Consider the following 26,338-nt stretch of genomic DNA (forward strand, 5'->3'; position numbering starts at 1 on the left):
GGGAATATATTGAATAACAAAAACCTGCTTACGAGCAGGTTTTTGTTATTTCTTTAATCGTGGATAAACGATTTCAACTTGTGGGTTTGTTCCTGTAATTGAGTGAGATGATTGAGGATTTGTTCGATTGATTTGGTCTGCATGCGGATTTCGTCTAATGTGGATTGGGATTTTTCGGATGTGTTCTCTGAAAGAGCGCTTAAATTTTGGATTTCTCCGTTCACGACGCTTATGGATTCCGTGACTTTTTGAATCATGCTTTCGATGATTTCGGATTGATCCAGCACATCATTCGTTTGGATTTTGATGCGGTCGAACAGCTCCTTTACTTCATTCAGGAATCGTTCATTCGCTTTCATTTCATCCATGCTGTTTTGAGAATGAATCATAACGGCATCCATTTGTTCTTTGAAGCTTTCGACAATGGATTGAATCTCGTTGGTGAGGGAGTTTGTATGAACGGATAATTTCTTCACCTCGTCCGCCACCACCATAAATCCTTTTCCGTTCTCTCCTGCCCGAGCCGCTTCGATGTTCGCATTTAACGCAAGGAGGTTTGTTTGGTTTGAAACGTCGTTGATGGAATTTAAAAACCCCATAATATCATTTGTTTTTGCTTCCAGCCCTTTCATCACATCAAACGAACGGTTAACGGAATCAACAACTTTAGAAGTGCTTGATATAAGCGTGTCGATGTTTGTGGTTCCTTCAGCGGTGACGTTTGTTGTGGATTGAGAATGATGTTTTAGTATTTCAGCTGATTGAGAGACATATTCGACGCTCGTATGAATTTGGTGGGTGTTTTGAGAGATTTCATCCAAGGCTTCGTTTTGTCTCGATATGTTTTCTGAAACGTCCTGGTAGTCATTTGTGATGGAGTCAGATGAATTTTTGGTTGAGACGATAATGTGATTTAATTTTGCGCTGAAGTCTTCAAAGGCTTCTGTGCTTCTCTTGATTTGGCTAATAACCTGAGTTAACTCCCTGTTTTTGTCATTCGATAGTTGTTCATTTCGTTCGGCGTTCGTTCGCAGTTGCTCCGATATGGCTGATTGGAAATACATGAAAGCTCCCATCATAAGTAAGGTAAAGAAGAAGTAGACGATCGGAAGGTCAAGTTCATTCACGAAGATGGTATGTCGATTAACCATGTAAAACCAAAGGACGGTAGCGTTGGCCATGACAGTGGCCAAAATAATAAGGTCTTTTCGTTGGTAGATGATACATATGACGGCAACCAGATAAACGAAGAGAAGGGTATCGAATCGAGGAGTCATAAAAAGCAGAAGGTTCAAAATCAGAAATGAATTAATCACCATAAAATACATGACTAAAACATTTAAGGTTTTTCGGATGAATACGGCGATATAAACAAACAGCAACGAGGCTGAACCGAGCCCTGCGACAATGCTGATATTGAGCAACGGTTCTTGTTCGACGACGTTGATCGTCACAACAGCGATTACGAAAAACAATAAAATGTAGAACATGACGCGATTTCGTCTTGATATTACGTCCACCGTTCCACCTCCTTTCTTATAGCTATTCGACCACTATCCCCTAACTCTTTTCATAAAAAAAGACTTCCTGAAAAAGAAGTCTAATCCCATAATTCGAAGCGAACGTATTGTTCCATAATCCCTATTTTTTGCATGGGTTTATGGGCCTTTTTGTATGCGTTTAAAAATTGAGGGAGTTCTTCATCTGTAACGAATGGTAAAACCCGAAGCATTAATTGTGTCACCGTTTCATCCCGATTCATTTTTATGATAACTCGATCTCTTGTTTTCATAACATCGCTCCTGTCTTTTGGTTTCGGGAATTGTATCAGCAACAAAAGAATAGAGGGGAAACAATTAAGTTTTTTTGGTCCCGCCAAGATACCCTGCCACAAACATCTGGGGCAATATCTTGTAATTTTGAAAGCCATATAACCCGCAGCTGATAAAAGGATGAGATTCAATCAGGAAGGTGCCATCATCATTCACCCCAACGTCGAGCGTATAACACAGCGGGGAGTGATCATAGTCCTCTATCATTCTATGGATAAGCGGAGCGTCAGGAAAAACAGTGGGATCACCACTGTAAGGGTGAAGCCCCACAAGTCTGTTGTGAAAAACAAAAGCGCGCCACTCTGATTGAATAGTGACCACTTCAGAAATCAAGTATTCTCCTTCTTCTAAAGGGGTGAGAGAAGAAAGGATCATGGGGGATGATTTGAACATATCGTTTCTTTTAACGAAGGCAGGGAGCACTTCTTCCGTCAGATCCCCACTGGACAAGAAGCGGATGCGGCGTTTAAGAAATTTGTTGTGACGGAGAGGGTGCGGGATGAAATCAGGGATAAGCGGGGCGCCCCAGTGTTCTTCAACAAATTCAAGACTTCCTACGGGAATCATCCCTTTTTGGAAGGCGGATGTATCGCTTTTTCTGAACGTATAAGAAGGGTGGTCAGGGTCAGTGTTCAACCAGGCGTGGAAGCGAATGGCTTCAAGTAAATGAAATGTGAAATCATGAATGGGTTGCTCGTTTGCCGTTTGGATATAAAACGTCTTGGTCATGATAAATCCTCCTTTAAATGAATTATACAAGATCAGGTGCAAGAAGCTAGGTTTCAGAAAAACAACGGAAAGGCCTGTTTTCTTTGTTTTCTTATGTAAAACGACCCATTGGCCGCGAGAGGGAGAAAAAACGTGATAAAAACGAGAATGCGAGTGCTTGTTTTACTCAAAAAACACGAACTATCAATCTTGCATAGGATTGGGAGTAAATAAAAACGAAAAGAAAACGGGCTATAAAGAATAAAAAAGATTCCTAGAAGGAGAAGGGCAGGAAGGAATAGGCGCCAAAAAACAACACATAGCAGGTGAATAAAAGGGTGGTCAGAAGTTCGGGGTATAATTTCCGATAATGGATATTATCAGAAGTTCGTCTGACAAGCCCCAAACCCTTGTTACATAAGGGATTGAGGGCGTTTTTTGTGAGTTTCACAAGAAAATGGGGAACACGATGAAAATTCACTTAAAAAGCAGGGGGTTTGTTTCAGTAAAATGAGAATCAATACGCAAAATATAAACAAAAATACCGTTTTTTGATGCTTTTTAGAAAAATGCGAAGAAGGACTCGTGTCTTAACAGAAAAAGGGCCAAAACAGTCCGATTGGTAAAAGTGTTTTTTGTGGCAAAACGTCTACTAAGAATCATATACAGGAACGTATGTAGAGATTGAGTTCCAAAAAGTGAGACTAGGAATCTCAAAAAAGATTTAGAGTAAGAAGAGCGTGTGAATTTTTTTCTCAAAAGGTCTTTTTCATTTTTTTGAGAAAAGGGTTTTGGTATTTTCAGGAGCATTGCCTAACAAAGGGGTGATGCTTAGTGGATTACTTAGGTTTCACGCTGGAGGATTTGAAGTGCCACGAACAGTTGGGGTATATTTCAAGGGTTCCTCATCCAGAAGATCATGAGGTTTCCTTATACAATTATACAAAGAAGACTGTTAATCAGCGTCATTGGAATCGTGTAACAATGGCTTGCCGAGGACTTATATTGCATGAGCGAACGGGTGAGGTGTTGGCTAAACCTTTCCCGAAATTTTTTGGCATCAACGAACCATTACAAAGTGTTAAAACGGCTCAGGATAAAACCCCACTGTACGGGATTAAATATGATGGTTCCCTCGGAATCCTTTATCGGCGAGACGGAAAGATCAAGTGGGCAACAAGAGGAAGTTTTACGAGTGAGCAATCTCAGGAAGCTGACCGCTTGTGGAGCAATCACTATCAGGGAGCCCTTATACCTGATGAAGTAACCGTGCTAGCAGAGATTATCAGTCCCAAAACAAAAGTCATCGTTGACTATAAAGAGAAGGAACAACTCGTAGTCATCGGGGCTTACAACCGCTTCACGGGCGAGGAATACCTCTATGAGCAGTTAATGGAATGGGGGAAACGTTGGGGGATGCCTGTCGTTGAGCTTTATGAGGGGGATGTTGAAGCACTCCTTCTTTCGACCAGCCATGCGTTAGAGGGGGTTGTCGCCTGGTGGCCAGGGGAGGATCTTCGGGTCAAGTACAAAACGAACGGGTACTTGAATCATCACCGTATGCACAACAAGCTGGATAAAACCATCATTCAGAGTTGGGCTGCTGGGGGGATAGAAAGTGTGTTGGAACGATTGCCCGAAGAATTTCACGAAGAAGCGGAGAGGAAAGTGGTGTATATTAACCATAACCTTTATGATCTTTGTGAACGAGCAGAAATGCTTTTCTCTTCTGTTGGAAATACAGAGGATCGGAAGGTGTATAAAAAAGCCATTCAACACCTTGATCCATTGATGAAGCGATTGATGTTCGCGTTATTGGATGGAAAGGAATTGGCTCCGATTATTAGGAAGCATTTCCATCATCACTATAAACAAATGGTTTTCCCCTTTGAACAAGAGGGATAAACAGCAGCTGTATGTGCATCAATAATTGAAGCGATTACTGGCGCTGTAACGCCAGCAGTGTTTGGGGAAGGTGGGGTTTTTATGTGGCAAACAAAAAATGAACTGATTCAATTGCACAAACGGCTTGTAGAGGTGCCTAGTGTGACGGGGACACATGGCGAGATTGCCCAGGCAGAGATGATCCAACGAGAGCTCCGCTCCTTGCCTTATTTTAAAACGAACGGAGATCACCTCAGGTTACACCCGACAAACGATGGGCGAAAGTTTCTGACAGCGCTGGTGAAAAAACCAGGCGCCTCTCGCACGGTCATCTTGTTGAGTCATTTTGATGTTGTTGATGTTGAAGATTACGGAAACTTCAGACACCTTGCATTTATGACGGAAGATTTGACGAAGGAGTATAAAACAAAGCTAGACAATTTTCCTTCTGCGGTAACGGAAGATGTGAATAGAGGCGGGGAAGAATGGAAGTTCGGCCGAGGGTCTATGGATATGAAAGCAGGGGTTGCCCTCCATATGTCCATGATCGAAAAAGCAGCATCTGGAGCATTCCAAGGAAATGTATTGATGGTCAGTGTTCCAGACGAAGAAGTAAACAGCGCGGGAATGTTGTCAGCCGTTCCTCTTTTGATGGATTTTAAAAAGCGGTACGGTTTAGAGTACTGTGCTGTATTAAACGGAGAGCCAATGTTTCAAAACATCCCTGATGATCCTAACAAATACATTTATACGGGTTCAATTGGAAAGGTTCTTCCTGGCTTTTTTTGCTTGGGAAAAGAAACGCATGTCGGAGAGCCGTATCGGGGGCTTAATTCCAATTATATGACAGCTACCCTCACAGGATTAATGGAACTGAACCGAACATTTTGTGAAGAAGTGGAGGGGGAACGAACGCCTCCTCCCGTTAATCTTATACAAAAAGATTATAAAGAACACTATTCTGTTCAAACTCCTCATTCATCGGTATGTATGTTCAATGTATTCTATATGAAGAAACCCATCCGACAACTTACAAAAGAACTGTTAGAAATTGCGCATGAAGCGGTTGGAAATATAGAAAAGAAGTACATGGACGAAGGGGTAACTCAGAAAGTGAACGTGTTCACGTTTGAAGAGCTAAAGCAAGAAGCTGTCCGATTGCATGGGGAAGGCGAGGTCAGGCGGCGTTTAGACTACCTAGAAAGCAAAAGAGGCGGAACGGGAGATCGGGATTTTACCGCTTCCATCGTTCAAGACTTGTCCTTTCTTTGTAAAGACTTGGCTCCTATGATCGTTCTGTTTTATGCACCGCCGTTTTATCCAGCTGTTTCTTCGCACCATAATAAAGAGATCCGCCGTGTGGCGGAAGAGGCATCCCGTGCACTGGAATCCTTATGTCATTCACCAGTAAAGGTTCAGCAATATTTCAACGGGATGAGCGATTTAAGTTTCGTTCAAATCAATGAAACAGAAGAGGAAATGGAGGAATTCATACAAAACGTGCCGATGTACCAAAGGGGATACGCATTGCCGTTTGAGGATATCCGCGATTTACAGGCACCTGTTTTAAACATTGGACCATATGGGAAGGACCCTCACCAAAGAACGGAAAGGGTTGAAGCGGTTTACAGCTTCGGAATATTGCCTGAGATTTTGGAGGAAAGCCTGCATACTTTGTTTCGAGAGTAGGCAGACCTCGGTATGGATGAAAAAAAGCGCACACCCTTTGTGCGTTCTTCTTTAAAGTGGTTTTTCAAAAAGAATCCCATACAAGGGGTACGTATTTTTTTCGTCCTTTCCAGCTTCACCGACGACTTTAACGTTTTTTTGGAGCCATTCTTTTTGTTGGAGAGACAGTCCGACAGGGTTCCCATCTCCATCGTGCGAAGTGAAGAAAGCATCTCCTTCTATTTGCATGATGATATCAGATTGATGAATAAGGATCATATTAGGAGGGTGTTCTTTGAAAGGAGCTAAACTGTCTGCCCACAAAACGATATCCAATGGGAGACGTAAGCCTTCTGGTTCTCCTTCGATTATTCGAGATAATAAGTCGTTGTGTTTCGGAACTTTTGCTTTTTTCAGTTTTTCTCCCACGCGTTTACTGACAATGAGGATAGGAACACCGCCTTATGTATCGTTTATCATATTGTACCAAAAAAGTTAAAAAACGTCAGTTGTTCACTGACGTTTAGGGGTGAGCTGTTGATGTCGTTTTCTTATAAAGTACATAAACACCTTATCGAAGGTAGGGTACTTTCCGAAAGGATCCTCTTCTGGTAAATCTTCATCTGGGATCAGCGGGGTTAGGTTCAGGTCAGCTGCTACGGAATAAAAATACATTTGAAACTTATCCTTATCGGCTTCGAATAGTTGAAGGGTCTGATCTCTTCCTTTTACACCAAGCGCATTGATATTCATCAGCATAAGATAATCAAAGCACGTGTGAAAGACGATCATATCCTCGTTGAAAGATGGTTCTCTTTGTTTTTTCGCTACATGGTCTTCGAACGATAAAATGTCGGCCAACGAATCACCTCCTATCCTACCCTATGAGTGGCAGAAAGAGGTTATGCAACCTAGTAAGAAAGGTTGCGCTCAAAGGTGGTTACATACTGATTATAGGTATTCCATTCATCTTGCTTCTTCTCCATGTAACAGGTGAATGCGTGGTCCCCTAATGTATGCTGGATTAACCTGTTTCTTGAGGATGAGGATACCGCTTCTGCAAGATTAGATGGTAGGGATTCAATACCGAGGTCTTCAATGTCGTTCTGTGACAGAGCAAACAAGTTTCGTGTGCACTCTTTTGGCAATGGTAATTTTCGATTCAACCCATCAAGACCTGCTGTAAGCAGCACGGAAAGGGCTAAATAAGGATTGGCGCTAGGATCGGGGTTTCGGACCTCAAATCGTGTTCCATCCCCTGACTTGGCTGGGACTCGAATCATACAAGAGCGGTTGCTTCTTGACCATGCGATATTGACGGGGGCTTCAAATCCAGGCACCAGGCGTTTATATGAATTGACAGTAGGGTTCGTGATAGCAGGTAAAGCGGAGGCGTGATGGAGAATACCTGCCATAAAATGGCGCATAAGGTCGGACATTCCATTTTCCTTGCTCTGATCGTAAAAGAGATTACGGTTTGACCCGAAAAGGGATAGGTGACAATGCATGCCAGACCCGTTCTCGCCCTTTATCGGTTTTGGCATAAAGCTTGCCTCTAGTCCGTGTTTTCTGGCTATGGCACGTACCACGTATTTAAATGTGATGATGTGATCAGCGGTTTTTAAAGCATCCGAAAATTTGAAGTCAATCTCATGTTGCCCTCTTGCCACCTCATGATGGAGAGCTTCGACTTCGTATCCGAGGGATTGTAATGCATGAGCGATGTCCCTTCGGCACTTTTCCCCTTTATCCGTAGGTTGAAGATCAAAATAAGCCCCTTCATCGTGAGGAGTGTGTGTTCCTTTTTCGAATGGCTCTGTTAAAGTTAAGTGTTGATATTTATAGAAAAAACAGAACTTCCAATTATATGGAAGTTCTGTTTGTTTTATTGTCTTATTAAACTAACGCACCCGTTTGTTGAAGAACAATATTATCTCCAAAACTAGAGCGTTACCAAGGTTTCCACAAAAAGAGACCTCTCAATAGAAGTCCAGTTTAATTTACTCTTAGTTCATGCTGTTTCTTACTTTTTGAGGGATCATAACTACTTCTGTCTTCAAGTCAATTGGCTTAAAGGTGTCGTCTATACATTCATCCCAGAACTCTAAATGCTTTTTATCTATCCAATGATCCGATTGCTCTACTTCTTGTCCGCCTTCACCTTGTACTGAATGCCAGTATAAAAACTCTTCTCCGTTCAAATGCTCTCTAAAAATGGTTTCAACATACATTTTTTCACCCTCTAACGTAACGAGAACATCTTTCATATTATCGTTCAAAAACTTTAACCATTCATCCACTCGTTCTGACTTGCCCTCTTTAACCCTAAATCTCGTTATTTCTGCGTTCACAATATACTCCTCCCTTTTTTGGGTTTCAAAATCCACTGTATCTTAACAGAAAATTTAGATATTTAATATTAAAAAGCACCCACAATCTCAATTTCCACTAAGTTTTTAACTCATCTTTGCTTAAGCGAACCTGTTATTGCACCCGTTAGTAAAAAGCGGTCGTCATTATTGAACAATCGCACCCTTTAGTTGAACCAAGCCTAATACCTTAACTTTAGTGTTCAAGTTTTTGCTTTCCACTTTTATGTAACCCAAACAAGCTTTGGATGGAAAATAATATACCTATTGATAAATAAAGTGGAGCCCTTTCCATATCATCAAAACCTAAAAACGATGAAGCTATTAAACATAATGCAAAAATGAGAATAATGGAGTGAAACACTAATTTAAACCTTCTGTACCCTTCATTGGATTCAGTTATCTTTTCATCTTTTTTCAATTCATTCACCTCTTTCTCTTAATCGTGCAAGTACAATAAACTAGGTATAGCTTGTTGAACAAACCTGCTTCGTTAGTTGAATAAAGAAATAACCTTTATACAGTAAACTTAGATAATCTAAGTGTATCATAAGTTTCCACACTTGGAATTAAATTCCCTTTTATTATCATATCATTCATTGTGACTTCGTTTCTTTGGTGATGGATGCTCTCTAACACTTGAAACCACGCAAGATAATTGTTCAGATACTTGGTCGCCACACCGTTAAATCGCTGTATCCACCCTTTAAGTCTTCGGTGGTAGTTGTTAACGTTTTGGATGTGATAAAGACCTTTGGTGCGAACTTTACCGTCAGATTTGAATTGGTAAATCGATAACTCCTTTTCAGCAGCGTAGGTTTTAAAAGCACGCCAAGCATCTGTGCATAACACATTCTCGTGGGAAAGTTTATGCCCGATGGCTTTGTCTAATTGCTCTTTTGTTAATCGTCCCATCCCTAACGTCTGGGAAAAGGTCATTTTGTCACGGTCTCTTGCGACTAAGACACATACCTGTTCGTTGCTTATGCCACGTTTCTTAGCGGACCCGCCACGTTTACGAGGCTTTCTATCCTTTATCTTTCTTTTCCCCTTTTCAGAGTACAGGAAATAGGTCTCGTCCATTTCAACGATACCTTGGAATTTTGAACTTTCCATTTGCTTTAATGCCGACAAGAGCTTGTGCCTCCAATAGAACAAGGTCACATGAGTAACGCCACCAATCAACTCTGATGATTTACGAAGCGAATAACCTTCTATCATACATTCGATAAACTTCATCCAACGGTGGAGATGACGAGTTCTATATAATGCCGTATTGGTGAGGTCAGTAAAAGTCTTTCGACAGGCTTTACAGCGATAACGTTGTTTTTTCACTTCTTCACCATCCACGGTGGTGGAGTATTTCCCAAACCGCACAATATGTTCTGACTCGCAATCAGGACAACGATAGCCATCCTTATTTTTACGTTCTGAGATTTCATCCAGTACGGTTCCTGTTAAGGATGACGCAGTAAGAGCGTCTATTAAATATTCTCGTAAACGATGCTTCTCTGAAGGATTAAGTTTTTGAATGGCTTTAAGGATATCGCTTGCTCTCACAGTCATCACCTAGCTCATATTTGATGACTCTATTGTAGAACAAATGTTCGAATTAGGCAAATATCAACAACAAACTTTAACAGAGCCTTTCGAATAAGAAAAATTCAGGTTCTGGTCCCACAACGAACTGGCACTGGAAATCCCTCATTTTCTCCAGGTTTTTCTTCAATATGTAACGGGGGTCTCCACTAAAGGGCTCTCCGTTTGGCTGATAGATATCGCATATGAAGCGGCCGACTCGGGCTTCTCCTTCCATGGAACGAGGAAACACAGCCCATGTTGAAAGGTCAGGGACGAGATAGAGGTCTGAGCAATCAATGCTTGTAAATCCATCGATAGAGGAACCGTCAAACATAATCTCGTTATCTAATACTTTTTGAATTTGGTTTACTGGCACTTCTATATTCTTCAAGTTTCCGTATAAATCCGTGAATTGCAATCGGATGAATTCAACCCAACCATCTTTGACCGCTTCTAAAACCTTTTCTTTTGGGGTCATTTCTATCACTCCTATTCTCGTAATAGAAAGTATTTACGAAAGAATTTGAGGAATCCTCTTTCTATGTGAGGAAATGTAACATGAGTAAAAAACTCCCGAGAGGGAGTTTTTTAGCGTGTGTTATGAGTTCTTAACTCTTTCCGTAATTCCATTAACAGTTCGCCTAATTTATTGTGTCCCTTCCTGCTCTTCCCGCATCCCCAGAACTGATCATAGGGAGCACCCCCCACTAAATCATAAATTTTGAAGGGTTACTCTGGGTTATGTTTGATAGGTTGAAAGTAGTGTTCATTTGTGAGGTACACTAGCCCTTTTACCTCGATGGGATGAAGGCTGAAATTGCTGAACTCGGAATAGTCTTTTTTCCAAGAGTAGAAATAAATCGTCATAGGATCACCCTTTCTTTTTTATTAACCCTATGGGAGGCGATCAACGTGTATTAAGGCGAAAAAATAAAAAAAGCATGAGCGTGTACGACCACAGCTCGTGCTTCTTACATGTACCAGACATCTAATCCAACCTAATGAAAAGGGGAGGGAACGGACAGTGAGCGATCGTAAAAAGGCTATTCTGGAGACGAAATACGAACGTCCGTTCCCTGTACTGATATTGTATCCTTTTGCCGCAACCTTCGCAACAGAGAATACATATTCTTAGCAGCATTTTAATGTTGTGGCCTTTGCAAAAATTGGGTTTTACTATCTTGGGGAGTAGGTTAATGAGCCTGATCCTTTTATCCGTCCCCTGTCTCGTTATGGTACCCGTGACGGTTATTGCGTGCTTTTTCGTATAAGGGGGTTCGGAAGAACATACAGTAATCTAAAGGATGTTTTCGCTTTCATGTTAAACGATAACTAAAACAGAGAAGGGGGGATTATATGTACGAACGGGAAACTTGGATCTCAAAAGAAGGGTTTTGTAAAGACTGCGGAGGTCGGATTAATAGTGATGCCAACCAAAATCTGGTCTGGTGCGAAAAATGCAACAATACAGATAGATGGAGGGATGAGCGCTGAAAACACTCTTATTAGAAGGGTGTTTTTTTATGGGGAGTTTCCATTTTTTAAAACTTATGAGATTTTATCGAGGAAGGGTTAGCTAAAAGGGGGAGAAGATGGAACGAATTATTTTGTTTGACGGCATGTGCCATTTTTTGCGATAGCAGTGTCCAATTCATCATAAAAAGAGGCCCGAACAGGCTCTTTCCATTCGCTTCCTTGAACAGTGATATAGGGAAGAGGCTAATGGACGAGCATAACGTACCAGGGAATGCGGATCGTTCCGTATTTATTGAAGGGGGCACGTGTTATTTTTTGCAATCTGCGGGGGCTCTTTGTGTTTTGCAAAAATTTGAAAGGATTGTGAGCGTATGTTTATGTGTTGATCATCAAACCGAAGCCTCTAAGAGGTTTTTGGTATGGCGTATTCGCAAAACATAGGCACAAATGGTTTTGTTCTAAAGGTGTTTGCGAGTTGCCGTCCCAAGAAGAAAAAAATCGGTTCTTATCGTAGCAAAACGAGTGATTTCCCATTTTCTTATGGCTTTTTGTTCACAAGCTCATCCTTCCGATTACAATAAGAAGACCATAAGGGAGGGATCGGCTTGGAAAAACTGATGCTGATAGACGGGTCATCGATGCTTCATTCATCATTTTATGGGAGTTTGCCAAGGTATAAAACGGAAGAAGAGAAAGAAAAAGCGTTTAAACAGGCTATGAAAACAGAGGACGGGGTTTATACCAATGGAGCGTTTACGATGACAGATAAGATATTGAAGTTGATCAAACACCAAAAGCCTACTCATATGGTGGTATGCTGGGATGTGAATCGGGATATCTTGTTACGAAGAAAAAAATATGCGGGATATAAAGCTACAAGAGAAGAAACAAGGCCTGAACTCAGTCAACAGTTCCCTGTGATGCAAGACATATTGGCGCACATGGGAATTCCTCAAACGAGGCTTGAAGGGCATGAAGCGGATGACATTATTGGAACGCTTGTTGAAAGGTTTGAGGGTAAGATCCCAGTTATCGTAATTACAAAAGATAAGGATTGTTTACAGCTCGTTTCTGAACACACATCGGTATGGATGCCTACGAGGGAAGCGGCTCTAAAATATAAAAAAAGGGGCATTGATCCGAGGGATCTCGAGGTTCCTCACAATATGTTTGTCTATGATCTTCAAACTTTCGAGGATGAATACGGGTTAGAGCCTCATCAAATCATTGATTTAAAAGCATTAGAAGGGGATTCGAGCGATAACATCCCTGGTGTTAAGGGAGTGGGTTCTGTTAAAGCGACGGAGTTGCTCAGAGAATATGGAACGATTGAGAAATTATATGAGTCCATCCAGGGTAAAGATCAGAAGGAATTGAAAAAACTGAAAGAACAGTTGGCTCAAAAAGGTATTACACGCGTACCTCTTGGCGCATTGTTAAAGAAATCAGATGAGGAATATGCGGGAGAAAAAGCAGCTTTGCTGAGCAAAGAGCTTGCCACGATCGAAAGAAATCTTGAGGCATATAGTACCCTGCCGTTGGAACGATTGAAAGTAAGAATCAATCACGATAAGAAAGAACGCATTTTTAAGAAATACGGATTTTACAGTATTCTTAAAATATGAGATCCATAATGGATTAGAGAGACGAAATCCCCCGTGGACTCCGTCTCTTTTTTGCTTCAAAAAATCGCCTGGTTTTGGTTTTTTTATGGTACACCTATTGAATTTATGTTAATTTTTCTATGGAACATACACGTATGTTGTACTTAGCTGGAAAGGGAGAGGGACATGAAAAGAGTCATATTGATGATAATCGTTTCGTTGTTCGTGTTATCCGCATGTTCAACGGAAGCAAAAATTGAAGAGTTAAATAAAGAGGTGGATCGTTTGGTTGTTCAGGGGGAGTATTTGAAAGCGACCGAAGTACAAAAGGAAATTAACGCCTTGCGAAGTGGCGAAACCTACATACAGGATGAAGATCCTGAAAAAACAAAAGAGGTTCAATATAAAAGCAACTTTGAGAATCTCCATATTTCCAATACGTCGGTACAATGGTCAACGTCTACAAGTACGGGTGATTTAACAGGGGAGATCACGAACAACGGTTCTGTTGCTCTCGATGGGTATTTCAGCGTGTATTTCTTTGATGAAAATGATCAGATTGTAAAAGACTACATGACGCATATCCCTGATGGAGGGATAAACCCTGGTGAAACGAAATACTTTAGTATATCGATTAATAAGTTTGAATTTGACTCCTATGAATTTCAAGGAGATACAATTGTCGAAAAGTAAATGGTAATACTACACCTAAAAAGACGCATGGAGAAATCCAAGCGTCTTTTTTGTCTGGGTTTGGCTCATTCGTTTTATTTCAAAGTGTCTTCTTCCTTCAATTTTTTTAGGACTGCTTTTACGGTTTTCCGCACGTTTTTTGCACTACCTAACAAACTGATCATGACAGGAATGACAACAAGGGTTAGAAGGGTGGATGTTAATAAACCGCCTATGACCGCTATTCCCATCGGGGCTTGCATCTGTGCTCCTTCTCCAGTGCCAAGAGCGAGAGGAAGTAGCCCAAGCATCGTCGTCAGGGCAGTCATGACAATCGGACGAAGGCGAGTGGTTCCAGCTTCCATAAGGGCCTCATGAATCGGAAGTTCTTTTTCTCGAGATAACGTATTGAAGTAATCAATGAAAACGATGGCGTTGTTTACGACGATCCCAACAAGAATAATAATACCGATAAAAGCGGTGATACCGAAGGCATATCCTGATAGGAAAAGACCATACACCACACCAATCAGGGCAAACGGAAGGCTTGCCATAATGATAAGCGGCTGAGAAAGAGACTGGAATACGCTTGCCATAACCATGTACACAAACACAATGGCTAATACAAGTGCTAGTGTGAGTTTTTGGAATGAGTCCTTCATGGTTTCGGCACCGCCTGAAATATCGATGCTGACATGTCCTGTATCATTTTCATCGATGAACGCTTCGATCTCGTCATCAATGAGTCGAATGAGAGAACCCATGTCCCCGTTTTCGTAGTGAGCTTTTAAAGAAATGACGCGTTCTCCGTTCTGGCGTGTGATCAGGACAGGTCCATTTCCTTCTTTAAATGTGCCGAGTTCAGAAAGCGGTACTCGGCCGAGGGAGGTTGTCATTTCCGTGTTTCCGAGAGAGGAGAGGTCGGACCGAACATCAAGTGTTTTAACGTGAACTTTCCAATCTTCCCCGTTCTCGCTCATTGTGAATACGTGTTGTCCTTTTACCATTTCATTGATAAAGGTGCCGATGGCAACAGGTGATGCCCCGTGTTTAAACGCATTTTCTCGATTAATAAGAAACTGAATTTCAGGTTTTGATTCTTCTTCGCTCGAAATAACTTCTGTAACGGAATCGATGTTTTCTTCGATAGAGCGGGAAAGTTCTTTTGAAACATGGGACAGATGGTCTGAGTCTTTTCCTGATAACAAAATATCAATCGTGTTCCCATCTCCGCTTAATGCGCTCATTGAATTGGTTTCTGTAAGAGTGATGGAGGTGTTGTCTGAAAAGCTGATCTGTTGGTCTATCTCTTGCAGGACGTCTCTAGTGCTTAAAGAACGCTTTTCATCAGGGATTAAGTTTACCGTTATGCTCGCATGATTGTAGGATGTTCCAGATGCGCTTGATCGAATAGCATCTGTGCTACCGATGGTGGACGTGTAGCGGTCTACTTCTTTGAGGTCATCCAGAATGCCTTGAACTTCCTGAACCGTCTTATATGTGGTCTCCGTCGTGCTGCCGTGCGGGGTTTCAATATCAATCACAAAACTTCCTTCGTCCTGCTGTGGCATGAACTCAGTTCCAACTGAGGGGATAAGAAGAAAGGAAAAGAGAAATAAAACAAAAGCGCCGAATAGCGTTGCCAAACGGTGACGCAAGGAGTAGCGTAGGATGTTTTCATACCAGCGGTTTCGTTCTGTGTTTTTCTTTTTCTCTTTTAACATAAGGGTTGCCAGGGACGGGACAACCGTCAAAGCTACGGCCCAGGATGAGAGTAGGGAAAATACAACGGTTATCGCCAATTCTTTGAAAAGATCCCCAATCATTCCGCCCACGAATACAATGGGGAGGAAGACGGAAAGTGTTGTCAGCATCGAAGCCGTAACAGCGCCGCTTATTTCTAGTGTTCCATTTATGGCCGCGGTGTGTTTCTGTTTCCCAGACCGTAAATGACGGTAGATGTTTTCGATAACAACAATGGCATTATCAACAAGCATCCCGATACCAAGCGCCAGACCACCGAGTGACATAATATTGAGGGACAAGTCCGTGAAATACATAAGGACAAACGTTGATACCACCGAAAACGGGATGGCTACTCCGATTATCAAGGTGGCACGGATTGATTTCAGAAATAGTAGAATGACAACGATGGCGAATAGTGCGCCATATAATAGAGCTTTGGTAACGTTTGATACGGACTTATCTATTGCTTCCCCCTGGTCCAAGGATACAGAGAAGGCAAAACCGTCTTCTTCGTACTCTGCGAGAATCTCGCGAAGATCTTTTGCGACCAGAGCAGAGTTTGCGTCACCTTCTTTTTTGATTTCTAGCAGAAGGCTTTCTTTTCCATCTTGATAAGCACTGACCATCTTATCCGTCTGCACTTTTGAAATCGTGCCTATGTCTTTTAATAAAACCAGACCATTGTGAAGTGAAACAGGTGTATCTTCCAGTTTTTTAATGCTATCTATTTCACTTAATACTCTAAGATTCAATGACCGCCCGTCATCTTCAACCGTTCCGCCAGGAAAGGTGATATGCTGTGAGCGGATGAATTGAGTCACGCTTTGTTGGGTAAGGTTAAAATCTTCTAATTTATGAGGGTCCAGAGAAACAAGGATTTCTTCATCTCTGCTTCCTGCAACCGTAATATCAGCTACTCCTTCAACAGAGAGAAGTGATGGGATCAAATCATCCTCAACACTTTCCTGTAATTCGTCCAGCTGTTGCCCGTTAGATACACTGAATGTCATAAGGGGCATCATAGTGGGATCAAATTTTAAAACAACAGGGTCTAAGGCATCATCAGGAAGCGAAACTTGTTCTAACAGAGCAGCGGTTTCGTTGCGTTTTTCTGCTATGTCGGTTTCCCAATCATACTGGATAATAATCAGAGAAGACCCTTGAGAACTTCTTGATTCCAGTGTTTTGATACCAGAAGCGGTTCCTAACATTCCTTCTAAGGGTTCTGTCAGGGTTCGTTCGACTTCTTCTGGACCAGCTCCAGGGTACGATGTCATAACCGCAACAACAGGAGGGGAAATGTTAGGCATCAATTCCGTTTTTAAATTCGAAAACGAAACGCCTCCCATGATCAATACAAAACACATGATCATTATTATCGAAATAGGTTGTTTAACCGACCACTTTGTGAAATTCACATTATCATCTCCCTTGTCTAAAACAGAGGGATATTAGCACCAAAATCGCTTCAAGGCTAAGAAAAAGTCAAAGAAACGTGTTTTTTTCCTGTGGTACAAACGTTTAGCATTTGGTGTGACAGTCTCTGCGTAAAAGGCTGTTCACTTTTATGAGATATCAACTAAACTATATAAAACCGAAAGGGTGAATATAGTGAAACGAGTTTTCTTCGATTTGGAAATGTTGTGCGGCCCTCAATATAAATGCTTTTCTGAACAAAAAACCATTAGGCTAGGGGCTTGCCTATTAAATAACCAAAGCAAGACACCTCATTTCTTCGACCGCTATGTGAAACCTGACAAAGGGAGGATTTCCTCTTATTGCACAAGACTTACAGGTATCAAAAATCATCACATGAACAACGCTAAATCGTTCCTTGAAGTATTCGAAGAATTCCTTTCTTTTGTCGGAGATGTAGAAGGGTGCATGTTTTATGCATGGGGAAACAACGATATCAAAAGACTGGAATTGGATTTAGCGGGGACCCCCTTCCAGCGGGAGTGGAACACCATTAGGGAACGGTACGTAAATTTCCAGGAAGAATTTATGGAGATAGCAGGTTGCACGAGGTCATTGGAATATGCCTTAGGGCTTTATGATCAAGTTTTTATAGGAGAACGACATAATCCTAAGTTTGATGCTTATAATACATATCGAATTTGGGAGAAAGTGAATCAACACGATCTATATAATTCCTTGTTATCGATTGAGGAACGAGTGTTGGGTACGGACTCACTTTGCATCGAAAAAAACGGAAAAGATGAGGCGGGTGCTCGTCTATCAGAAGCTGAAAAGGGCCGAATTCAGCTGAGGGTCATTGAAGTCTATGAAACAAAACTGAAAAGATCGATTGAGGTTATTACAAAGCATGACCAAAACGACCGCTATCAAAAAGGGGTTAGGAAGCTATATAACGTGCGAAAAGAATTGGAAACATTAGGGGGGAACCCGATCCTTTCGGAGTTAAATTTGGACGAGATTTCTCGTAAGCTGACATACCCTGCTGTTCTTCAGGGAAGTGTTTCTCAATCCGTCTTAAGGGAGCTGCAAGAAAAGAAACGCCTTCTAAAAAGTGTAAGCTGAAACCCGTAATAAAATGGGTTTTTCTTTTTGTGTAGAAAAGATAAAACAAAAGGGGGAAGGCTGATGTTGAAAGTGGAAGAATTGAGGAAAATGTTTGGAGGAGGCGTGGGCGTCCAAAATGTTTCGTTTACCGTAGGTAAAGGGAAGGTGCTCGGTCTTCTCGGGCATAACGGGGCAGGGAAGTCTACAACCATTAAAATGATACTCGGAATTATTGAAAGCGATGAGGGATGTATTACCTGGGACGGGGAACCTTTTAAACGATCCAAGGTTTCTGTGGGGTATTTGCCAGAAGAAAGGGGGTTATATGAAAAAACAAAGGTCGGATCACAACTCTTTTATTTTGGTAAATTAGAGAATATGACAAAGGACGAAGCGGAAGCTTCTATAAATTACTGGTTAAATAAATTGGATATTCCATCATATAAAACAAAATATGTTCATGAATTGTCAAAAGGGAACAAACAAAAAATTCAGTTCATCGCTGCCCTGTTGCATAATCCTGAACTTATTATCTTAGATGAGCCATTTAGTGGCCTCGATCCCATCAACGCGGAAGTGTTTTCGAACATCATTTCGGAATTAATCGAGAAAGGGAAAACCGTGATCCTGTCGAGTCACAGAATGGAACAAATGGAGCGGTTTTGTCAGGATATAGTACTTCTCAAAAATGGGGAGGTTGTTCTAAAAGGAGAGTTAGACAGCATACAAAAGAAAGAGGGGGCAGGTTTTGTCGAAGTAAAGGCGGAATGTTCGTTGAGTCAATGGTTTGAAAGTAGAAAAATCAAGTATACAGAAACAAACGAGGTCTATAAGATTCCCATTTTGAATACGCTGGAAGCATATGAGATCCACAAAGAGATGGTTGAAGCAGGTATAGGGGTTCGTCGTTTTATATTGAGAGAAAAAAGCCTTCATGAAATTTTCGTAGAGAAGGTGAGTGCTACATGAGAACTTTTCTAACGATATACACGTTTCATGTTAAGGAAATGTTGAAACAAAAAGGGTTTTTAATCTCTTGTTCTATTATGATTTTATTTATTTTAGCCGCTTCTTATTTTAACTATCAGGCTTCTCTAACGAGCGAAAAACCGAAGGTTTGGGTTGTGGGGTTGGAAGATAAGCAGATAAATGATGGATTGAGGGAAACCTACCAGCTGGAATATTACGAGGACATGACCAGGGATTATATCCAAAAAGAGGTGAATGAAAACAATGTGGATCACGTTCTGCTTGTAACGAGCCAAGAGGGGACGTTTGCGATCGATTATTACTTCCGCCATCAACAGAACAGAGCGCTTGTCGATTCATTTATGCGTGACGTTAAAACGGTTCAAGTGTCTCAGTTTATACAACAATATGAAGTAGACCATGAAGCAGCCATGAGCTTAAAGGACCCCATCCCCATTCACCACTACCCAATCCAACATCAGGATACGAATGTCGAGTTAATTTACCCGTTCTTGTTCCTGATGTATGTCTTTATCATGGGGTACGCTCAATCGGTTGCCATGAGTGTGGCGAGCGAGAAATCTTCAAAAGTAATGGAATTATTGTTACCAAAAGCAAAGCCCCTTTATTTTCTTTACGCAAAGATTGCTTCAGCGTTAACAGCTGGAATGATCCAGGTCGGAGTTCTGGTCGGAAGTTTGTTGGTTGTAAAATCGCTAGGTTTTGAACAGAAAGGGACCATGAATTTTATTATTATGAGTGTGTCATTAAGTGAACTGGCTCTGGGGAATGTTTTGTGGTTTGTTTTCTTCTTTGTAATAGGTTTTGGTTTTTATGCGCTCCTCTACGCCACGGTTGGTTCTCTTGTTAAGAAAATCGAGGAACTGCAACCGCTTCTCACTCCTCTTGTGTTCTTAGGGATGATTTCTTTTGGTGTTGGCATTGCCGCTACGTTTTTCCCTGATCACCCGCTGATTATCGCTGCTACGTATTTGCCTTTCTTCACACCGATGGTTTTATTCACTAGAATCCTTTTGGATGAAATTGCAACAGCGGAGATTGTTGCTTCATTAATTGTGTTCAGTGGATCAACCTGGATCATCTCGTATTGGTGCCAGCGCTGGTATCAGCATGGTGTCACGGTCGGGAAACGCAAAAAAGTCCGAATGAAGAAGGGGCTGAAAAGCGAACTGTAAAGTTCGAGTTCTTAAAGAGCACACCGCATGGACCACTTTTAAGTTCCAACATGTTTTTGGTTTTTGGTCGGAGGAACGGGTACGCGGAACAGACACAGAAAGAACACAGAAAGACCTATGAAAACAGATAGAAAAAACGAAGAAAAGGGTTGTGAGAAAAAAGATAGAAATGGGAGCAAATCAAGAAAGAAGTTGGAAAAAGGTCTGCCGACACGGGCTCTGGAAGGTTCAGGGTTTCAATTTACAAGACCGCTACGCCCCTTTCTTTTATTCCCCCGATATAAAACCTATTGGCAATCATATGAACACGGTAGTAAAAAGATGCAGAAAAAAAAACCACAAATTAGCATCGTTTTGTATAATGGGCAAAACTCAGAAAGGGTGTTCAACCATGGTTATTAAAATCAACGGGCAAGAGATGAAAAGAGAAGTAAAAACAGCTATGAAAGCGAATAAAAGTGAATTAACGGTAATAGGAGCGTTTCTAGTGGCCTTTTCCCTTTTCCTTCTAGGATTTCACGACATTTTAGGTCTTGGCGAAGCTGTTCATCCATTTATGTATTTGAAATAAGCCTTTTGTGGTTTATTTCTTTTTTTATATTATGTACAATTAATGAAAAGGGGGGAGCGTGGAAAATATCGGCGTATTTTTCCCTCGTAGCCCAAGATGAGTGTTAGGATGAAAATACATAAAAAGAGGTGGTTGACATGATAAGCGAAAGACAAAAAGAGATCAAAGAAGATTGGGAAATGATAAGAATATGGATCGGTCCTCTGTTTTCATTCCATGGGCTTCCGACAACCAAAAAGAATACGGATAAATTTAAATATATGCTTGAAACGGGAGTGGAAAGGTCCTATTTTTCGCTAAGGAAGGATGAGGAACGAGAGCTGACTCTTTTGTTCAAATACGGAGAAATAAAGATTTTCTTTGAACAGAAAACCCTATCTCTTTTCATTGATGATCAAACAAAAGCTCGGGTCTACGATTTGAAAGAGAAAGCGTTGGCGAAAAGGGAGCCCGAGACATATCAGCAGCACGATAAGGTGTTTCAAGAAATCGCAGAATTCATTGAAGCGCCCATAGTCTAAACCGCGAACGTATTGTTTGCGGTTTTTTGTTGGAAACTTTTAAAAATATAAAAAAATGTATTTTTAACAAAATAACTGTTGCTCACTTTTGTTAATTGTGAGAAAATTCATATATAAATCAAAAGGGGTTGGGTTGAATGACAGTCGATATCACGACATTGTACATGCAACAAGCTGGCGAAGTTGATTTGTTAACAGGAGATGAAGAAAAAGAGCTCGCTATGCTTGTGGAAGCAGGGGACTTGTTCGCAAAAGATAAAATGGTCACGTCTAATTTGAAGCTCGTCATCTCTATTGCCAAACACTATAACGGCAAGGGCTTGCCTTTACTTGATTGCATTCAAGAGGGGACATTTGGACTTATTCGGGCTGTTGAGAAATTTGATTACAGAAGAGGATACAAGTTCAGCACGTATGCTACCTGGTGGATTCGACAAGCCATTACCCGCGCTATAAACGAAAAAACACGAACGGTCCGTCTTCCTGTTCATTTGCATGAGATCATTACTCGAATTCAGCAAGCTGAGTTGGAGTACATAGAAACATTCGATGAGTTCCCAACTGATCAGCAACTGGCCTCTTTTATGAATATGGATATGAAAAAGTTTCAAAAGTATCGTCAGGCATCCATGGATGTTGTTTCTTTGGAGCAAAAAGCAAAGGACGAATCCACAACGGAAATCGTTGATTTTATCGATGATGAAAATTCTCTCCGTTCTTTTGTAGACATTGAACAACAGGAATTAAGAGACGAGCTGGAGGAGTTATTGTCGACTTTGACAGAAAGAGAGGAAGGAATTTTGCGCCTTCGTTTTGGTTTGGATAAAGGCGAAGGGAAAACATTGAAGGAAATCGGGAAACACTTCGGTATTACAAAAGAACGCGTACGGCAAATTGAGATTAAAGCCTTGAAAAAGCTAAAAAAACCTAATCGCTCCAAAAAGCTTAAGGGGTACGTGAGTTAACGTGAGGACAGAGATGGTGGCTGAGTTTCCGATCACTTCGCCTATGGAGAAAACGTTTTGCAGGAAGCTTCAATTGTTGTCCCTGTCGTATCATATTTCCGAGAAAGAGTGGGTTATTGTAGATTCGGGAGGAGAAGAACACGTCGGGATCATAAAAAGGAGCGGGGACAGACCAATTGTTTCTTTCGAAGGGTCTTTCTCCTGCCCCTACATATCGCGACTCGTCTCATCCTTCGCCATTCTTAACCACGGATCTGTAAAGTCTAAAAAAGGGGAACGAACTTATTACTACTTAAAGGGAGAACTGGTCTTAATTGTAAAAGACGGACATCTTATGTTCAGATCCTCTGCCTACAAAACGTTTTGCAATAATCGGTTATTGGACTTGTTTTTGTTAACAAACGAAAAAACGTGGTTACATCATTTGATCTGGTCTGATTCCCCATAAAACTGAATTTGGTTTCATGATTTTATACGTCAGATCAAGATTCTTGAATTCCTCGTAGCGCAGGAGAGAATCAAGTTTGTTTTTTATCGCATCCCTTACATCTAGGGAAGAAAAAACAAGGGTTGCAGTTTGGTGGTTCTTCAGAAATAACCCCAGTTTTACGACATTCACGTCTTCGTTTTCAATATACAAGATCATTGTTTTCACCTCTGTATAAAGGTATTTCATAGTAAAGCTACATATGACAAAAACAACGTTTGTGAAGGAGATGGATTCATGCTTAAACAAAATGAAAAAGTAAATGTTTCCCTAACCCGAGGAAAGTTGACGATTGAAGAGGCAGTCATTCAATATTTTCAGAACAAAGAAATGGTCAGAGAATACAACGAAGAAAATAAGATGTTAAAAGAATACATAGAGAAAAAATTCGACGAACGGAAAGAACACGAATTGGTCGTCCCTCTCCCATCGGAAGGCTACGGCAAGGTGTATCTGAAGGGGCATGTGAAAGAAGTGCTTAACAAAGAAGCTTTGGCTCATGACATTAATGAGAAGTCGAAAGAAGGGCAAAGTTACATATCCCCTTCTGACTTAAAAACGCATTGGGATTTTTCAATGCTGACCAAACAAGAACGAATTACCCCTAAAATGATAGCTGAATGCACAGAGACCGTTTCATCCTTGCAAACCAAAGTTACGCGTGTAAAGAGAGAGCCTAAAAAGCTAAAAGTGAAATGACATAAGAAAACGCAGAGGGTAACCAGCTGCGTTTTTTGTATTCAAGACAGATTACAGGCTACATGAGTTGTTCGTCTTTTGGTGCCCTGCTCATCAATTCTGAAACCATCTCCTCAGGTTGGGCGTTTTCGAAAAGCACACGGTAAACCGACGTTGTGATCGGCATATCTACACCCAGTTTTTGCGATAGTGCAAAAGCGCACTCGGTCATTTTGACTCCTTCTGCCACCATCCCTATCTTATCTGAAATAGAGGAAAGAGAGGCTCCTTTGGAGAACATGTAACCAGTTTTCCAGTTTCGACTGTGCTGGCTTGTGCATGTGACCACAAGATCGCCGATTCCCGAAAGACCGCAAAAGGTTTCTTTTTTGGCTCCCATGACCATTCCTAAACGAATCATTTCATGAAGTCCTCTGGTGATAAGAGCCGTTTTGGTATTATCGCCATACCCTAAACCGTCACTTATCCCTGCTGCTAAAGCCATAATATTTTTTAAGGCCCCACCAAGCTCTACCCCTGTAACATCATTTTGGATATAGCAGCGAAAATATTCATTAGAAAACGCTTTTTCAATCCAGTAAGCGGTTAATGCTGATGGAGAGGCAATCGTGACGCTTGTGGGCATTTTTCTCGCCACTTCTTCGGCATGACTGGGGCCGCTAAGAACGCTCACCCCATTTCTGTAAGATCTCCCTAATTCTTCTTCCACCATAGATGAAATCGTCTTGTGGGTTTCTTTCTCGATCCCTTTTGACGTATGGACAATATAAGAATGAGAAAGATCAACTCCGCAATGTTTTATAAGGTGGCACAGGCAACGAATGGAGGATGATGGGACGGAGAGGACGATGTGGGGACTATTTTTTAAGGCTTCAGTCAAATTTGTCGTGCAGGACAATGAAGAAGGGAGGGAAACGTCAGGAAGGTAGCGTTCGTTAGTGTGACGTGTGTTTATCTCATGCGCAATGTCTTCACGTCGACTCCACAGAATAGTTTCGTGATGGTTGTCCGCTAACAGGGAAGCTAAGGCTGTTCCCCAGCTCCCTGAACCAAGAATAGAAACTTTCATATGACAGCCCCCTTATTATGGTGAAAAGCGTTCATAATCAGCGTATCTAGTAATTTTTCGTAAGGAATACCTGCCGCTTCCATCAGGAGGGGATACATGCTCCTCGAGGTGAAACCTGGGACAGTGTTGACTTCATTGGCGTATACGCGTTCTGTTTCCTTTTTTACGAATAGGTCAAGTCTAGCGTATGAAGTGATGCCTAACGTGTCGATAACCTGTCGTGTAATAGTATGAATCTCACCGAGTGTGTGTTGAGACAAGTCAGCTGGCACTCTCGTAAGAGTGGAAGGCTTGTGATATTTAGATTCATAATCATAAAATTCACTGTCTGTTATGATTTCTCCAGGAGGTGAGATCAGCCATTTTCCATCCTGGTACAAAACCCCCACTTCAATTTCCCTGCCTACGATTTCTTCTTCTATGAGACATACCTCACCATGTTTGAACGCTTGCCTGATTGCACGTTCAAGATCATAAGCATGTGTTACTCTTGTAATTCCAATGCTTGAACCAGAACATGCTGGTTTAACGTATAAAGGAAAGGAGAAGAAATGCAAAATTTCTTTTAACTTAGAACGGTAATTGGTCTCGTAATCCTCTATTGTGAAATGGATGTAACGAGATTGGGGAATACCGTCAATTTTTAACATACGTTTTGCGAGACTTTTATCAAAACAGAGGGAAGAGGCTTTAACACCGCATCCCACATAAGGAATCCCCATAAATGTTAAGAATCCCTGTATGGTTCCGTCCTCTCCTTGGAAACCATGTATTAAAGGAAATACGACATCCGCTTGTCTTAAAGAGGATAATACGTCGCGAACAGGGGATAGGGATTTTAGCATCTCGTTTTCTGAAATAAAATGAGTGTGCCTTCCCGAGCTGTGAAGCCATACCCCTTTTCTGGTCTGATACATGTATTGAACAGGGTAACCATTTGAAATGAGCTGGTTACTAACACAATAAGCAGATCGGACAGAAACGTCATGTTCAGATGACATTCCGCCAAAAACAACTAAAACCGTTTTCATTGTTATCACTCCTCTGTTTAGTTTTTATAAAAAAAAGCCATTCCCCCTAGGACAGAATGAATAAAAGTATTTCGTACAAATCGCTACGATTCCCATACTCGTGAATGTATAATGTATATAAAGAGGCGGTCATATTCCCTCTTCGTTGCCATAGACTATAACAAAGGGTGATAAAAATGGCAGAAATTATTCAATTCGAAAAAAAGTTCATTAACAAAACCATCAAGAAACATTTCTTCGGTGATCAATTGGAGTGCGAGATCTTATTTACAGTGATCAAGTATCTTTTTTTATGGATGCCAGAACACAAAAAAGATACACAGGATCGCATGGAGGCTCTCCGACCAGAAGTCAGAATCAGAGACTTATTCGAAAACGATTCCGAATCTTTCTTAAATGCCTATTTAAATCTGATTGAATATTGGGAATTAGCAGTCGATCAATCGAACGCTTTGCCCGTTGAATCAGAACTGGATCATTTCGAAACCGTAGAAGATTTGTGTCTGTTCCTTGAAGGAAGAATTCTTGAAAAAAAATATAAGAAGAATTAATTCCTGAAAACGCAAGGTGAGTAGAAACATAAGAATATGCGGAGGTGTTTTATTTGGTTAATAAATTCCTCGAAGTAAAACAGATGATTGAAGAATCAGAAGGACAAAAGCATTGGCAACGTAAAACACGAATAAAGAAAAAAGATATTCACGCCATGTTCCAAAAGCCGATCCAAAAGCAGCATCCAGAGAAAAACAGTTCGGCTTTATAACGCT

Annotated in this window: 29 protein-coding genes; 14 read left to right on the top strand and 15 right to left on the bottom strand. The window is 41.2% G+C overall.

What is annotated here, in order from left to right; translation table 11 throughout:
* Positions 1-53: 53 nt before the first annotated feature.
* From IMZ31_RS22850 to IMZ31_RS22860, 3 genes are all read right to left on the bottom strand, one after another.
* The gene (locus IMZ31_RS22850) at positions 54-1,520 is read right to left on the bottom strand and encodes a methyl-accepting chemotaxis protein (protein WP_207530754.1); all 1,467 of its coding nucleotides are present in this window, start codon (positions 1,518-1,520) and stop codon (positions 54-56) included.
* Between the two features lie 80 nt (positions 1,521-1,600).
* Positions 1,601-1,792, bottom strand: coding sequence for a hypothetical protein (locus tag IMZ31_RS22855; protein ID WP_207530755.1), 192 nt, complete (start codon positions 1,790-1,792; stop codon positions 1,601-1,603).
* Positions 1,793-1,856: 64 nt separating this feature from the next.
* Positions 1,857-2,561 (bottom strand): ATP-grasp domain-containing protein, encoded by a 705-nt coding sequence (locus tag IMZ31_RS22860; RefSeq protein ID WP_207530756.1) that lies wholly within the window; start codon positions 2,559-2,561, stop codon positions 1,857-1,859.
* A gap of 813 nt (positions 2,562-3,374) precedes the next feature.
* On the opposite strand from IMZ31_RS22860, the gene IMZ31_RS22865 reads away from it, so the two are divergent.
* Positions 3,375-4,445, top strand: coding sequence for an RNA ligase (locus tag IMZ31_RS22865; RefSeq protein ID WP_207530757.1), 1,071 nt, complete (start codon positions 3,375-3,377; stop codon positions 4,443-4,445).
* Between the two features lie 81 nt (positions 4,446-4,526).
* Entirely contained in the window at positions 4,527-6,113 is a 1,587-nt protein-coding gene (locus IMZ31_RS22870; protein WP_207530758.1) for a M20/M25/M40 family metallo-hydrolase, read from the top strand.
* A 51-nt stretch (positions 6,114-6,164) separates the two neighbouring features.
* Here IMZ31_RS22870 and IMZ31_RS22875 read toward each other — a convergent pair whose 3' ends face one another.
* The 8 genes from IMZ31_RS22875 to IMZ31_RS24810 form a co-directional block, all read right to left on the bottom strand.
* Complete coding sequence (locus tag IMZ31_RS22875) at positions 6,165-6,521, bottom strand: hypothetical protein (RefSeq protein ID WP_207530759.1); 357 nt, start codon at positions 6,519-6,521, stop codon at positions 6,165-6,167.
* A gap of 84 nt (positions 6,522-6,605) precedes the next feature.
* Positions 6,606-6,953, bottom strand: a complete 348-nt coding sequence (locus tag IMZ31_RS22880; protein WP_207530760.1) for a hypothetical protein — start codon at positions 6,951-6,953, stop codon at positions 6,606-6,608.
* A 50-nt stretch (positions 6,954-7,003) separates the two neighbouring features.
* Positions 7,004-7,981, bottom strand: a complete 978-nt coding sequence (locus IMZ31_RS22885; protein ID WP_207531578.1) for a glutamine synthetase family protein — start codon at positions 7,979-7,981, stop codon at positions 7,004-7,006.
* A 117-nt stretch (positions 7,982-8,098) separates the two neighbouring features.
* A complete protein-coding gene (locus IMZ31_RS22890) occupies positions 8,099-8,443 on the bottom strand; it encodes a DUF6176 family protein (RefSeq protein ID WP_207528075.1) in 345 nt (114 codons plus the stop codon).
* A 214-nt stretch (positions 8,444-8,657) separates the two neighbouring features.
* A complete protein-coding gene (locus tag IMZ31_RS22895; protein ID WP_188653570.1) occupies positions 8,658-8,882 on the bottom strand; it encodes a hypothetical protein in 225 nt (74 codons plus the stop codon).
* Positions 8,883-8,977: 95 nt separating this feature from the next.
* Complete coding sequence (locus IMZ31_RS22900; RefSeq protein ID WP_207528076.1) at positions 8,978-10,027, bottom strand: IS1595 family transposase; 1,050 nt, start codon at positions 10,025-10,027, stop codon at positions 8,978-8,980.
* A gap of 70 nt (positions 10,028-10,097) precedes the next feature.
* A complete protein-coding gene (locus IMZ31_RS22905) occupies positions 10,098-10,520 on the bottom strand; it encodes a glutamine synthetase beta-grasp domain-containing protein (RefSeq protein WP_207530761.1) in 423 nt (140 codons plus the stop codon).
* 110 nt (positions 10,521-10,630) lie between these two features.
* Positions 10,631-10,750, bottom strand: coding sequence for a hypothetical protein (locus IMZ31_RS24810; RefSeq protein WP_371825514.1), 120 nt, complete (start codon positions 10,748-10,750; stop codon positions 10,631-10,633).
* Positions 10,751-11,398: 648 nt separating this feature from the next.
* Between IMZ31_RS24810 and IMZ31_RS22910 the strand changes: the two genes are divergently transcribed.
* The 3 genes from IMZ31_RS22910 to IMZ31_RS22925 all read left to right on the top strand — a co-directional run bounded on the left by IMZ31_RS22910 (position 11,399) and on the right by IMZ31_RS22925 (position 13,815).
* Positions 11,399-11,536, top strand: a complete 138-nt coding sequence (locus IMZ31_RS22910; protein WP_207530762.1) for a hypothetical protein — start codon at positions 11,399-11,401, stop codon at positions 11,534-11,536.
* 587 nt (positions 11,537-12,123) lie between these two features.
* Complete coding sequence (locus tag IMZ31_RS22920; RefSeq protein ID WP_207530763.1) at positions 12,124-13,143, top strand: 5'-3' exonuclease; 1,020 nt, start codon at positions 12,124-12,126, stop codon at positions 13,141-13,143.
* A 165-nt stretch (positions 13,144-13,308) separates the two neighbouring features.
* Positions 13,309-13,815, top strand: coding sequence for a hypothetical protein (locus IMZ31_RS22925; RefSeq protein ID WP_207530764.1), 507 nt, complete (start codon positions 13,309-13,311; stop codon positions 13,813-13,815).
* Between the two features lie 74 nt (positions 13,816-13,889).
* On the opposite strand, the gene IMZ31_RS22930 is transcribed toward IMZ31_RS22925, so the two are convergent.
* Positions 13,890-16,958 (bottom strand): efflux RND transporter permease subunit, encoded by a 3,069-nt coding sequence (locus tag IMZ31_RS22930; RefSeq protein ID WP_207530765.1) that lies wholly within the window; start codon positions 16,956-16,958, stop codon positions 13,890-13,892.
* A 193-nt stretch (positions 16,959-17,151) separates the two neighbouring features.
* On the opposite strand from IMZ31_RS22930, the gene IMZ31_RS22935 reads away from it, so the two are divergent.
* From IMZ31_RS22935 to IMZ31_RS22960, 6 genes are all read left to right on the top strand, one after another.
* Positions 17,152-18,081 carry a 3'-5' exonuclease gene (locus IMZ31_RS22935; protein WP_207530766.1) on the top strand — a complete coding sequence of 310 codons (930 nt, stop codon included), beginning with the start codon at positions 17,152-17,154 and terminating at the stop codon, positions 18,079-18,081.
* A gap of 60 nt (positions 18,082-18,141) precedes the next feature.
* Positions 18,142-19,032, top strand: a complete 891-nt coding sequence (locus IMZ31_RS22940) for an ABC transporter ATP-binding protein (RefSeq protein ID WP_207531579.1) — start codon at positions 18,142-18,144, stop codon at positions 19,030-19,032.
* Positions 19,029-20,228 (top strand): ABC transporter permease, encoded by a 1,200-nt coding sequence (locus IMZ31_RS22945; protein ID WP_207530767.1) that lies wholly within the window; start codon positions 19,029-19,031, stop codon positions 20,226-20,228. The genes IMZ31_RS22940 and IMZ31_RS22945 overlap by 4 nt, the downstream gene beginning before the upstream one ends.
* A gap of 391 nt (positions 20,229-20,619) precedes the next feature.
* On the top strand, positions 20,620-20,799 hold the full coding sequence (locus IMZ31_RS22950; protein WP_207530768.1) for a hypothetical protein: 180 nt from the start codon (positions 20,620-20,622) through the stop codon (positions 20,797-20,799).
* Positions 20,800-20,936: 137 nt separating this feature from the next.
* Positions 20,937-21,320 carry a hypothetical protein gene (locus IMZ31_RS22955; protein ID WP_207530769.1) on the top strand — a complete coding sequence of 128 codons (384 nt, stop codon included), beginning with the start codon at positions 20,937-20,939 and terminating at the stop codon, positions 21,318-21,320.
* A gap of 137 nt (positions 21,321-21,457) precedes the next feature.
* Positions 21,458-22,285: a sigma-70 family RNA polymerase sigma factor gene (locus IMZ31_RS22960; RefSeq protein ID WP_207530770.1), complete on the top strand. Its 828-nt coding sequence runs from the start codon at positions 21,458-21,460 to the stop codon at positions 22,283-22,285.
* A 415-nt stretch (positions 22,286-22,700) separates the two neighbouring features.
* On the opposite strand, the gene IMZ31_RS22965 is transcribed toward IMZ31_RS22960, so the two are convergent.
* A complete protein-coding gene (locus IMZ31_RS22965; RefSeq protein WP_207530771.1) occupies positions 22,701-22,931 on the bottom strand; it encodes a hypothetical protein in 231 nt (76 codons plus the stop codon).
* 78 nt (positions 22,932-23,009) lie between these two features.
* Between IMZ31_RS22965 and IMZ31_RS22970 the strand changes: the two genes are divergently transcribed.
* The gene (locus IMZ31_RS22970; protein WP_207530772.1) at positions 23,010-23,471 is read left to right on the top strand and encodes a hypothetical protein; all 462 of its coding nucleotides are present in this window, start codon (positions 23,010-23,012) and stop codon (positions 23,469-23,471) included.
* A 58-nt stretch (positions 23,472-23,529) separates the two neighbouring features.
* Here the strand turns inward: IMZ31_RS22970 and IMZ31_RS22975 are convergent, their stop codons facing one another.
* Both IMZ31_RS22975 and IMZ31_RS22980 read right to left on the bottom strand, forming a co-directional pair.
* Positions 23,530-24,540: an NAD(P)H-dependent glycerol-3-phosphate dehydrogenase gene (locus IMZ31_RS22975; protein WP_207530773.1), complete on the bottom strand. Its 1,011-nt coding sequence runs from the start codon at positions 24,538-24,540 to the stop codon at positions 23,530-23,532.
* Positions 24,537-25,571, bottom strand: a complete 1,035-nt coding sequence (locus IMZ31_RS22980) for a D-alanine--D-alanine ligase family protein (RefSeq protein ID WP_207530774.1) — start codon at positions 25,569-25,571, stop codon at positions 24,537-24,539. The genes IMZ31_RS22975 and IMZ31_RS22980 overlap by 4 nt, the downstream gene beginning before the upstream one ends.
* Before the next feature lie 176 nt (positions 25,572-25,747).
* Between IMZ31_RS22980 and IMZ31_RS22985 the strand changes: the two genes are divergently transcribed.
* Both IMZ31_RS22985 and IMZ31_RS22990 read left to right on the top strand, forming a co-directional pair.
* Positions 25,748-26,122, top strand: a complete 375-nt coding sequence (locus IMZ31_RS22985; RefSeq protein WP_207530775.1) for a hypothetical protein — start codon at positions 25,748-25,750, stop codon at positions 26,120-26,122.
* A gap of 53 nt (positions 26,123-26,175) precedes the next feature.
* Positions 26,176-26,334 (top strand): hypothetical protein, encoded by a 159-nt coding sequence (locus IMZ31_RS22990; protein ID WP_207530776.1) that lies wholly within the window; start codon positions 26,176-26,178, stop codon positions 26,332-26,334.
* Positions 26,335-26,338 lie beyond the last annotated feature (4 nt).

Source organism: Pontibacillus sp. ALD_SL1, from assembly GCF_017355605.1.

Excerpts from the sequence above, each read along its gene's own strand:
- IMZ31_RS22855 (WP_207530755.1), bottom strand. The coding sequence starts at position 1,792 with ATGAAAACAAGAGATCGAGTTATCATAAAAATGAATCGGGATGAAACG.
- IMZ31_RS22860 (WP_207530756.1), bottom strand. The coding sequence starts at position 2,561 with ATGACCAAGACGTTTTATATCCAAACGGCAAACGAGCAACCCATTCAT.
- IMZ31_RS22870 (WP_207530758.1), top strand. The coding sequence starts at position 4,527 with ATGTGGCAAACAAAAAATGAACTGATTCAATTGCACAAACGGCTTGTA.
- IMZ31_RS22900 (WP_207528076.1), bottom strand. The coding sequence starts at position 10,027 with ATGACTGTGAGAGCAAGCGATATCCTTAAAGCCATTCAAAAACTTAAT.
- IMZ31_RS22905 (WP_207530761.1), bottom strand. The coding sequence starts at position 10,520 with ATGACCCCAAAAGAAAAGGTTTTAGAAGCGGTCAAAGATGGTTGGGTT.
- IMZ31_RS22910 (WP_207530762.1), top strand. The coding sequence starts at position 11,399 with ATGTACGAACGGGAAACTTGGATCTCAAAAGAAGGGTTTTGTAAAGAC.
- IMZ31_RS22925 (WP_207530764.1), top strand. The coding sequence starts at position 13,309 with ATGAAAAGAGTCATATTGATGATAATCGTTTCGTTGTTCGTGTTATCC.
- IMZ31_RS22945 (WP_207530767.1), top strand. The coding sequence starts at position 19,029 with ATGAGAACTTTTCTAACGATATACACGTTTCATGTTAAGGAAATGTTG.
- IMZ31_RS22950 (WP_207530768.1), top strand. The coding sequence starts at position 20,620 with ATGGTTATTAAAATCAACGGGCAAGAGATGAAAAGAGAAGTAAAAACA.
- IMZ31_RS22955 (WP_207530769.1), top strand. The coding sequence starts at position 20,937 with ATGATAAGCGAAAGACAAAAAGAGATCAAAGAAGATTGGGAAATGATA.
- IMZ31_RS22960 (WP_207530770.1), top strand. The coding sequence starts at position 21,458 with ATGACAGTCGATATCACGACATTGTACATGCAACAAGCTGGCGAAGTT.
- IMZ31_RS22965 (WP_207530771.1), bottom strand. The coding sequence starts at position 22,931 with ATGATCTTGTATATTGAAAACGAAGACGTGAATGTCGTAAAACTGGGG.
- IMZ31_RS22970 (WP_207530772.1), top strand. The coding sequence starts at position 23,010 with ATGCTTAAACAAAATGAAAAAGTAAATGTTTCCCTAACCCGAGGAAAG.
- IMZ31_RS22975 (WP_207530773.1), bottom strand. The coding sequence starts at position 24,540 with ATGAAAGTTTCTATTCTTGGTTCAGGGAGCTGGGGAACAGCCTTAGCT.
- IMZ31_RS22980 (WP_207530774.1), bottom strand. The coding sequence starts at position 25,571 with ATGAAAACGGTTTTAGTTGTTTTTGGCGGAATGTCATCTGAACATGAC.
- IMZ31_RS22985 (WP_207530775.1), top strand. The coding sequence starts at position 25,748 with ATGGCAGAAATTATTCAATTCGAAAAAAAGTTCATTAACAAAACCATC.